At 42.2% G+C, this 9,729-nt stretch carries 5 protein-coding genes; 3 read left to right on the forward strand and 2 right to left on the reverse strand.

All coding sequences use genetic code 11. The features are described 5' to 3' along the window. Positions 1-15: 15 nt before the first annotated feature. Positions 16-2,781 carry an EAL domain-containing protein gene (locus tag QZZ55_RS16415; RefSeq protein ID WP_293268507.1) on the forward strand — a complete coding sequence of 922 codons (2,766 nt, stop codon included), beginning with the start codon at positions 16-18 and terminating at the stop codon, positions 2,779-2,781. Between the two features lie 111 nt (positions 2,782-2,892). On the opposite strand, the gene QZZ55_RS16420 is transcribed toward QZZ55_RS16415, so the two are convergent. After that, positions 2,893-4,242 carry a DUF1329 domain-containing protein gene (locus QZZ55_RS16420; protein WP_293268508.1) on the reverse strand — a complete coding sequence of 450 codons (1,350 nt, stop codon included), beginning with the start codon at positions 4,240-4,242 and terminating at the stop codon, positions 2,893-2,895. Positions 4,243-4,271: 29 nt separating this feature from the next. Next, positions 4,272-6,245 carry a DUF1302 domain-containing protein gene (locus tag QZZ55_RS16425; RefSeq protein ID WP_293268509.1) on the reverse strand — a complete coding sequence of 658 codons (1,974 nt, stop codon included), beginning with the start codon at positions 6,243-6,245 and terminating at the stop codon, positions 4,272-4,274. A gap of 327 nt (positions 6,246-6,572) precedes the next feature. Here QZZ55_RS16425 and QZZ55_RS16430 point away from each other — a divergent pair, with 327 nt between their 5' ends. Together QZZ55_RS16430 and QZZ55_RS16435 are read left to right on the forward strand one after the other, a co-directional pair. Then, entirely contained in the window at positions 6,573-7,634 is a 1,062-nt protein-coding gene (locus tag QZZ55_RS16430; RefSeq protein ID WP_293268510.1) for an AraC family transcriptional regulator, read from the forward strand. Between the two features lie 183 nt (positions 7,635-7,817). Next, positions 7,818-9,593, forward strand: coding sequence for an acyl-CoA dehydrogenase (locus tag QZZ55_RS16435; RefSeq protein ID WP_293268511.1), 1,776 nt, complete (start codon positions 7,818-7,820; stop codon positions 9,591-9,593). Positions 9,594-9,729: the final 136 nt, after the last annotated feature.

Consider the following 9,729-nt stretch of genomic DNA (forward strand, 5'->3'; position numbering starts at 1 on the left):
ATTTTGTTTTTTATAGTGTCATTATCAATCGCGCTAGTGTCATTTAATCACTTCATATTAGGGCCTCAATTTAAGACGGTATTACAAGATACTGCTTATAAGGACATAGCGGCGACGGCTAGCCGGTTGCAAGTCAGTATTGAGTATATGCTCAAGAGAAATGATCTGAGTGGTATCACGCGTGAGATGTTGGTTAATACGCTACATGAGGAGATTAAATACCTGCTTTTGCTAGATGCTCAATTAAATGTGGTGGCAGCATCACAGCAAGCTTATGTGGGAAATACGTTTAATGAATTAAATTTGGGCATTGATGCTGACGTAATAAATGATAACTGGTCTAAAAAAACGCTCACTGTGTATAGCGGCATTGATGAAGATAATATGCTTTATGGTGTTGTGCCTATTAGCATTGGTGGTGAAGATAAAATAGGTTCCCAGTGGGGGGTGTTAGTTTTAGAAGTAGATATGGGAGTGAGGCAGTCTTCAATACTTGATAAAATTGATGATTTTTTTTGGCAGGCCTTATTTCTTCTCGGGTTAATTGGTGTGTTTTTTTGGCTCAGTTTCCAAAAATCTATTAACCGCAGATTAGCGACAATTATTAGTGCCGCAAAGAGAATTGCTGAGGGAGAGTTACATACACGGCTGGCTTTTGTGGGCAATGATGAACTTGCCGAGATTGCCAATGCAATAGACTTTATGGCGGGGAGGATTGAGGAAAACCATAAAGAGCTAGTTAGTAGGCATATGGAGCTCGATAGTATCCTACGAAATATACCCTCAATGGTTTATATCAAGGGTATCGATGGAAAGTACTTGATGGCTAACCAACGCTTTAGGAAGGCCTTTTCCCAAATAGACATCGCAAGTGGCCGAACAGTATATGATGTTTTATCACGTGAAGAGGCTGATGAGTTTACACGTTACGATGCTACGGTGCTTGAAACTGAAAAAGCCATAAGTAAGCGTGTGAATTTTACAGTAAATGATGAAGTTCAACACTTTTTCATGGTGAAATTTCCTTTATTTGATACAACCAATTGTGCGTATGCTATTTGCACCATTGCGACAGATCTTTCAGAGCAAGAGCAAGCTGAAAGTGTTCTCAATATCTCAAAAAGTATTTTTGAAAACACCAGAGAATCCATTGTCGTTATGGATAGTAAAAGAATGATTATCGATGTAAATCAATCTTTTGAAAGAATTACTGGCTTTAGCAAAGAGGAAGCTTTTGGTAAAGATTTGCGTTTTTATGATGCAGGTGAAGCCAGTAATATTGAATCTCGAAAAATGAGGAAATCCCTATTTGATAATGGCTATTGGGCAGGTGAGTTGGTAAGCCAAAGGAGGAGTGGGGAGGAGTATTTTGAAAGGGTTTCAATTAATTCAATTGTTAATCGTGAAAATGAAATAACAGGATATATTGGTATTTCACAAGATATCTCTAAAGAAAAAGAGAGTAGTGAGAGTCTTCTTCGTTTGGCATTTCGAGATGCATTAACGGGTTTGCATAACAGGGAGTCTTTTAAAAATAACTTAAATAAAATATCTGAACAAGCTAAGAGAGATGGGATCTCATTTGGCGTTCTTTTTATTGATCTCGATTTCTTTAAAGAAGTTAATGATTCTCTAGGGCATGGCTTTGGTGACAGGTTGTTGGTGTCTGTCGCTGACCGGTTGCTACGTAGCACGCGCGTTGTTGATGTGGTTAGTCGGCTTGGTGGAGATGAGTTTACAGTGTTGGTTACAGGTCATGTTACCGATGCTGGCCTAGCTGTTTTAGCAAGTCAAATCATTAGTGAATTGAGCTCTCCTTATTATATCGATGATCAAGAAATTATTATCAGTTGCAGTATAGGTATTGCTATTTTCCCAAGGGATGGGAAAGATGTCGAGCTTCTCTTAAAGCATGCTGATGCAGCGATGTATCACGCTAAAGAGTTGGGGCGAGGGCGTTTTTCGTTTTTTGACTTTAGCATAAACGAAAAAAACCAACGATTAATTAAAATTAAACAGTCCTTGCGATCAGCGATTGAAAACTCAGAGTACAGGCTTGTTTATCAACCTAAAGTAGATCCGCATAAAGGTATTATTACAGGCTATGAGGCTCTTTTGCGTTGGAATAGTCAGCTGTTAGGTGTTGTTTCTCCCGCAGAATTTATTCCGGTAGCAGAGGAGTCTGTAGAGATAGAGAAAATCACTGACTGGGTCATTAAAGCCGTAGCGAGAGATCGGCAGCATTCAGAAGTGCTAAAGAATGCTAATATCGCAATCAATATTTCAGCTAAGCAGTTTAAGGGTGAGAGTTGGTTAAGTACGCTGCGAAGCATGCATCAAGTTGGTGATCTCGATGTGCAGTCGATTACCATCGAAGTGACAGAAACTGCATTGATAGATTCTTTTGATATTACCTTTGAACAATTAACCGCCGTGCGAGCGTTAGGTGCAACCATCGCAATTGATGACTTTGGAACGGGCTACTCTTCACTGAGTTACTTGAAAAGAATGCCGATTGATTATGTGAAAATAGATCGAGGTTTTGTGCAGGATATTGGCATAGATCCTGATGATCAGACCATTGTTCAAACAGTCATTGCCATGTCCCACGCCTTGGGTATTAAAGTTATTGCAGAAGGTGCGGAGTCTGCAGAGCAAGTTGCATTTCTTGAGTCTAGAGGGTGTGATGAAATTCAGGGGTACTATTATGCTAAGCCGTTGGAGCTGCATCATGTAGACGGCTTCTCATTACATAAAAAGCATGTAGAGAAGGTAGGTTAGAAATATATTTATGAGTTCTCTTCAGTAAAAGAGATACGTTGATTTCAATAAAGTACTGAACAGATTATTAGATATAAAAAAGCCCTAATTAAATTAGGGCTTTTTTGTGATTTACTTACCGAGCCTGCGTATAGCTTGAGGAGTAAAGTCTTTGTGTCTGAAGCGCTTTGTGAAATCAAAACCAATTCCTTCTTCATTGGTCAAGCTTCCAGCAAGGTAGCGTCCTGATTGCAGGTCATACAACATCTCAGCTACAGTCCAAGGTACGTCAGCATCTCTGTATTGAAATTCATGCTCTTCACCTACACGCCAAAGCTCACCGCGGCCATCATAGTGGTCGACAATGGCTGCTTGCCATGTATCCTCATCAATATAAAAGGTTCGTTTTGCGTAAACATGACGAGCACCTTCTTTTAATGTGGCTTCAACTTTCCAAACACGGTGCAATTCGTAGCGTGTTAGGTCTGGGTTGAGGTGTCCAGCCTGTAAGATCTGTTTATATTTCAAACCCCTGTCGGCCAGTGTGAAGCTGTTATACGGAATGTATAGCTCCTGCTTGCCCACTAAATCCCAATTGTAACGGTCAGGAGCCCCATTAAACATATCTAGGTTGTCAGTAGTTCGTTGGCCATCAGTAGCGGTACCGGGTGCATCGTAAGCAATTTGTGGCGCTCGCCGTACACGTCGTTGTCCTGCATTATAACTCCATGCTTTACGTGGCTGTGTAATTTGGTTCATTGTTTCATGAACCAATAGTACGTTGCCGGTTAGACGAGCAGGAGCTTCTACTTTTTGGACGAAGTAAAAGAGTATGTTGTTATCACTTTTGGGGTTGTAAGGTTCAGTAAGATAAGTAGGCCAAGCCATTTTTTCATTGATTTTAACCGCTGTGAAATTACCATTTGCTTGTACGGGGACTTGTACAAAGGTGCGTTCTAAAGAGCCTCCCCGAAAGCGCGTCATATGGTTCCAGATAACTTCTAAACCACTACTAGGAATGGGGAAGGGGATCGCTTCAGTGACGCCTGAAATACCATTTCCATTTTCAGTTAACTCTGCACTTGTGGCATTTTGTGCAATGCTGTCATATAGCTTTTGTGGTAAAGCTGCAGAACGGTGAGTTGGGTATACATTCATTTTAAATGTGTCAGGGTATTTTGCCAGCATAGCTAGCTGCCCTGGTGATAGTGCTTCTTTGTATTGGCTTGCGTTGTCTGCTGTTATGGAAAACAGCGGTTTTTCGTTCGCATAAGGGTTGTTGTAGCGATCCCCTGAGCCGCTTAAACCACCAGTCCAAGCGGGTATTGAGCCAGATGTATTGCCTGCTGCTTCTGCGCCTATAGGTGTTAAATCTTTTCCGAGGCGAGTAGCTTCTTGTGCAGAAACCGCCGCGTGAGTAATGCTGCTGATCGAAAGTGCCAGTGCTGATGTTATCAGCAGTGTTTTTGGATGCGATATCATTTGGTTACTCCATATTCCACGCTGATAAATTAAAATGAGACTGAGGTGCTTAATGAAATAAAGTCACGGTCTGCTAGCTCGTTGAAATCCCCACCAAAGAAATTAGTGTAAGAAATCTGTGCTCTGTAGCTTTCTAGATAATCAGCTTGTAAGCTCAGATTTAAGGATTTTTGACCTTCATTAAAGGCTGCTCCGGGTTGTGGGCCATAACCACTGATGCCGTGTTTAAAGCTCACTTGCGGTGTTAGGCTTACACCTGAAAAAGCATTTGGGTAACTGAGAGATGCACGAGCAACATATCCAAATGAGTCTTCTGTCACGAAACCATCAGTATCACTTGATGAAAATCCAAATACTCCACTGCGACCATATTTAAGAGCGGCAGCGCCTTCGTCGAAATCGTGAATGTGTGTCCAGCCTAGCTCACCAATAAGTGCTAAACGGCTAGCTCCCATTATATTATTAATAGTTTTTATTAAGGTTGTTTGAGCTTGAGTCACAGAGAATGTGTTGTAGCCATGGATATCTTCACCTAAACCGGCAGTGCCGATAGGAACAACGGTTCCATTAGCAGGGTTCCCTGCCGCAGTTCCAAGCGTCAGCATTGAGGCAACTAACATAGGGCCATTCAATTGAATGGGCACATCACGTTTATGACTGACTTCTCCTGACCAAGCGAGTTCCCCTATATTGGTATTCCAGCTAACGCCGAGCATTTTTATATCTTCAGGGTATTCCGTGAAATACTGACTGTTGAACGGCGCGGTCCCTTGAACTATTTGGGTGACGGTTGAAGAAACTGTTGCCGCTAGTGATGCTTGTACTGCCGGGTTTGTTAAATCTTGGCCTGCCGCTTGAAATTGTTGAGTTACTTGAGCAGTGACACCAGGCGTCAAAGCTGCGCCTAATCCGGCCATGTTGGTATTTGTTTTTATACCGCTAACGATTGGTAAGCGGCTATGATATTTAGCAAAATAAAAGCCGAATTCTGTATCATTTAAACTTTCTGCTAAGTAGCGAGCAGCTAATCCAAACTGGCCAGAATCTCTGGCTTCTCGAATTCCGTTTTCATTACGCTCTACGACTGGGTTTGTGCCCGTTAGGTTCCAGGGTGAGGTAGAAGGCACTACATTAAAATACGTGCCATCAGGAACGGCATTAAATGAGCCCGCATCTACACGAATACCTTTACAGCCTTCGGCGGCAAAGTCATTTGCAGAAAAGTAGGTGCCGCAGCCATCTTCAACTGTAGGCTCCCAACTAATTTGATAGAAAGCTTCTAGGCTTAAATTATCAGTTACACCGAGAGATGCAAACGCCATATTAACAGGTAATAAACCTTCTTTTATCTCAGAGCCTGGACGACGGAATGCACTGACATCAAATGGATTGACGACATTAATACCGCCTTGTATGAAAGTGCTCTCACCCCAGTTAACCACTTGTCTGCCTAGACGTACATCTAGTGGCATCTCGCCTAAATCAAAGTATCCATAGACATAAGCATCTAAAATCTCTGCACCGGAAAATTTTGCAAAGTCATTAAAGCTATCATCGTTAAGAGAGTCATTTGCGGTATAACCATTTTCGGTATGCCCGTGTAAACGGCTACCATTTTTTAGTTCGAAATCGGACCAGTATTTACCCCGTACAAATGCGCCAATATTTTTGTAACTTAATGATAGTTCGTGAGAGCCTTTAAATATCTTGGAGAAAGTTTCTCCTTTTTTAAAGTTTTGAGTACCGTCATCAAAGCTTCCAGAACCTAAACCAGTGCCGCCATTAGGCTCTGCAATTAAATCTGTATCGGGGTCATTCAATCGCCAACTAGCACCAACCGATAGTTGGGAATCAAAACGTCCCTCTACTTCGCCTAGCTGGAATTCAACACCGTAAGCCTGTCCTGCAAGAGTGGCTGCTAATAAAGTGGGAAGTATTTTTCTATTTAATATACGTGAGTGCAGCAGAGGGCTTGTTGCCACTCTGGTGATATTTATTGCCATTTCGTTCACCTTGCATTGTTATTTTTTTAGCAGCGGCTTACATATGCTAAATCTTATATATTAGTATGGATACATTTCTTATAAATGCGAGTACTAAGTAATTTGATATAGTATTTTTTTATATCTTTTAACTTGTTGAACTTAAGCGACACTTTCGCAAGTGCTGCTTGTATAAGAATCATCTACACTGTTACTCGTAACGACAATAACATTTCACGCCAGATTAACTGACAAAAGAAGGCATGACTTAAACTTGTAGTGCTTCTAAAATCTAAAAATAGTGACAAAAACGATAACAATAAGAGACATATTTTTCAGGGGGCTATCATGGAGCGCAAAATAACGGTGCCAAATGGGTACGTGAAGCACTTGCTTGGTCATGCTGAATCTCAGGGCTATCAAGTGAATAGCTTACTCGAACATGTTGGTATTAGCCCTGATGAAATTGAAAATCAGACTGAGTTCCCAGCACACAAATTTTGGCAGCTGTACCAGCGTATTATTTGGATCACCCAAGACGAATCTTTTGGCATGATTAGTGGTGGTAAAGTGCCAAACGGTACGTTTCGAATGATGTGCCATGCAATTTTGCATTGTAAAACGTTAGAGCGCGTCATGTGGCGGTGCAGTGATTTTTATGAAATCTGTCGTGGATCCAGTATTAAACCTGTTCTTTTGCGCCGGGGGCGATATGCAAAAATTTCATTTGCACCAACACAAGAGTTGGATAACGCTGAGTTTCATGCATTACTCGAAAACGAGCCTCCGCATAGCATTCGTACCTCATTGTCGGTTTGGCAACACTTCACTAGTTGGTTGATTGGAACGCGCTTGGAAATAAAGGCCGCCTATTTTACTTTCCCTGAACCAGAAGATGCAGATTATTATCGAACATTGTTTCGATCGGAGATTAGGTTTAATCAACATGATAATGCATTAGTTTTTCCCGCTCGTTTTTTGGACTATCCCATTGTGCAAACAGAGGATACTTTAAAGGGGTTTTTAAAAACGGCACCGTTTCAACTGCATGTAATGGTGGATGATGATAAAAGCTTAAAATCCCAAGTAATGGCAATTATTGGGAAAGATTTTAGTCGTGATCTGCCCAGTGCTGATGAGGTTGCCCATGTATTGCATATGTCTGTTTCTACATTGCGTAGGCGCTTACTGGAAGAGGGAACCTCCTATCAAAAAATTAAGGACGATTGCCGTAAAGAGGGCGCCATAAACTATATGAACTCACCTCAACTATCTATTAATGATGTGGCAAGTTTAATGGGGTTTGATGAGCCATCGGCTTTCTTTCGCTCTTTTAAAAAATGGACTCAAATGACGCCGGGTGAATATCGTAGGAGTGAAGTTTATTGTCATCAATTTGATAAGAAATAATATCTGTTTATAGTGTGCTCTTGTAGGTTTTTTTAAGATACACATTCTTATCATGATCAATTTTGTCAAAGTAATAGGCGGTAATTGTCATTGCCGCTTTTCCTTATCTAAGTGATTATTTCTGCATTCTAAAAGAACAATAACAACCTTGTTAAATTAAAACAGGGAGCAGGAGTTATCATTATGAGCGAATATCATTTTCCCCGACAAGATGCCCAGTTTGTATTGGATCACATTGTCGATTTTCCCCTAATATGTGATCGATTGGGGCAGGCTGAATTAACTTCGGGTTTAAATGATGCCATTCTTGAGGAAGCCGCTCGTTTAGGCAGCGAAGTATTAGCTCCACTAAATCAAGTAGGGGATCAGGCCGGTGCTCAAATGGCGGAACATGGCGTGCAAGAAACAGCTGGCTTTAAAGCAGCTTATCAACAGTTTGTTGATAATGGCTGGCCATCATTAGCAGGAGCCCCTGAGTATGGTGGGCAAGGGCTGCCTAATACTTTGTCTACTGCTGTGATGGAAATTTGGCAGTCATCAAATATGGCTTTTTCCTTATGTCCCTTGTTGACGCAGGGGGCCGTTGAAGCGCTCAGTGAGCATGCAAGTGACACGCTTAAACAGGCTTATCTTGGTAAAATGATAAGTGGCGAGTGGACAGCTACTATGAATTTGACCGAGCCTGATGCGGGGTCTGATTTGGCGGCAATTAAAGCAAAAGCAGTGCCTGAAGCAGATCACTACCGAATTTTCGGGCAAAAGATCTTTATCACTTGGGGTGACCATCAAATGACCGATAATGTGGTGCACTTGGTGTTAGCGAGGTTACCTGATGCCCCTACTGGCGTACGTGGTATTTCTTTGTTCGTTGTCCCAAAATTTTTAGTCAATGACGATGGTTCATTAGATCGGCGTAACGATGTGAAGGCCGTTTCTTTGGAGCATAAGTTAGGTATCCATGCTAGCCCGACATGCGCGATGAGCTTTGGTGATAACGATGGTGCGGTTGGGTATCTGATAGGTGAACCGCATACCGGGTTAGCTTGCATGTTTACTATGATGAATGATGCACGACAAGGCGTTGGCCTGCAGGGGTTAGCTGTATCAGAGCGGGCTTATCAGCATGCACTGGCCTATGCAAAAGAACGTCTACAAGGAACACTACGTGACGGCAGTCGCCTTGCGATTATCAATCATCCTGATGTACGTCGTATGTTGATGTTAATGAAATCAGGTACGCAAGCAATGCGAGCACTTACCTATGTGGCAGCATCAGAAGCAGATAACCTCAACATATTAAAAGCGACCGGGTTGGATAAAGATGTGGCTCTGTGCCAAGCGCGATCAGATTTATATACACCCATTGTAAAGGGCTGGATAACGGAGCTTGCTCAGGAGTTAACATCTTTGGGAGTTCAGGTTCATGGAGGTATGGGTTTTATTGAGGAAACTGGAGCTGCACAGTATTTCAGAGATGCTCGTATACTGCCTATCTATGAGGGTACTACAGGTATTCAGGGGTTGGATCTTGTTGGCCGTAAAACGTTGGCAAATAACGGGCAGTCGCTATTTGCGCTGTTGGATGAGATTAGCAATGAGCTAACATCGTTAGAACTTGATGAAACATTTCGTCATGTACTTAATATTGCCATTGAAGCTGAACAGTCAGTACGAGATGGGGTAGACTGGCTGCTCTCTCATAAAGAAGAGGCCCCCGCGATAGGGGTGAACTTGATGATGTCGCTTGGGTACCTTTGTGGCGCTTGGCTAATGTTGCGTAGTGCTGGAAAAGCACAGGCACTAGGCAATGATACAGATGCAGATCAATTGTTTTTGGAAAGTAAGCAGACGAGCGCACGTTTTTATTGTGAACACTTTTTGCCGCGTGTGACAATGCACCTGCTAACAATGAGAGCCGGAAGTGCATCTATGATGGCACTGAATATAGAACAGTTCTGAGGAGAACCTGAAGATGTCAGAACGTGAGTCGATGGAATTTGATGTTGTCATCGTAGGCGCTGGGCCAGCTGGACTATCCGCAGCCTGTCGTTTTATGCAAATGGCAAATGAACAAGAGCAAGAACTCACCGTATGT

Origin of the sequence: Neptunomonas sp., assembly GCF_016744175.1 — a bacterium.
In the GTDB taxonomy this organism is placed as follows: domain Bacteria; phylum Pseudomonadota; class Gammaproteobacteria; order Pseudomonadales; family Balneatricaceae; genus Neptunomonas.

Excerpts from the sequence above, each read along its gene's own strand:
- QZZ55_RS16425 (WP_293268509.1), bottom strand. The coding sequence starts at position 6,245 with ATGGCAATAAATATCACCAGAGTGGCAACAAGCCCTCTGCTGCACTCA.
- QZZ55_RS16430 (WP_293268510.1), top strand. The coding sequence starts at position 6,573 with ATGGAGCGCAAAATAACGGTGCCAAATGGGTACGTGAAGCACTTGCTT.
- QZZ55_RS16420 (WP_293268508.1), bottom strand. The coding sequence starts at position 4,242 with ATGATATCGCATCCAAAAACACTGCTGATAACATCAGCACTGGCACTT.
- QZZ55_RS16435 (WP_293268511.1), top strand. The coding sequence starts at position 7,818 with ATGAGCGAATATCATTTTCCCCGACAAGATGCCCAGTTTGTATTGGAT.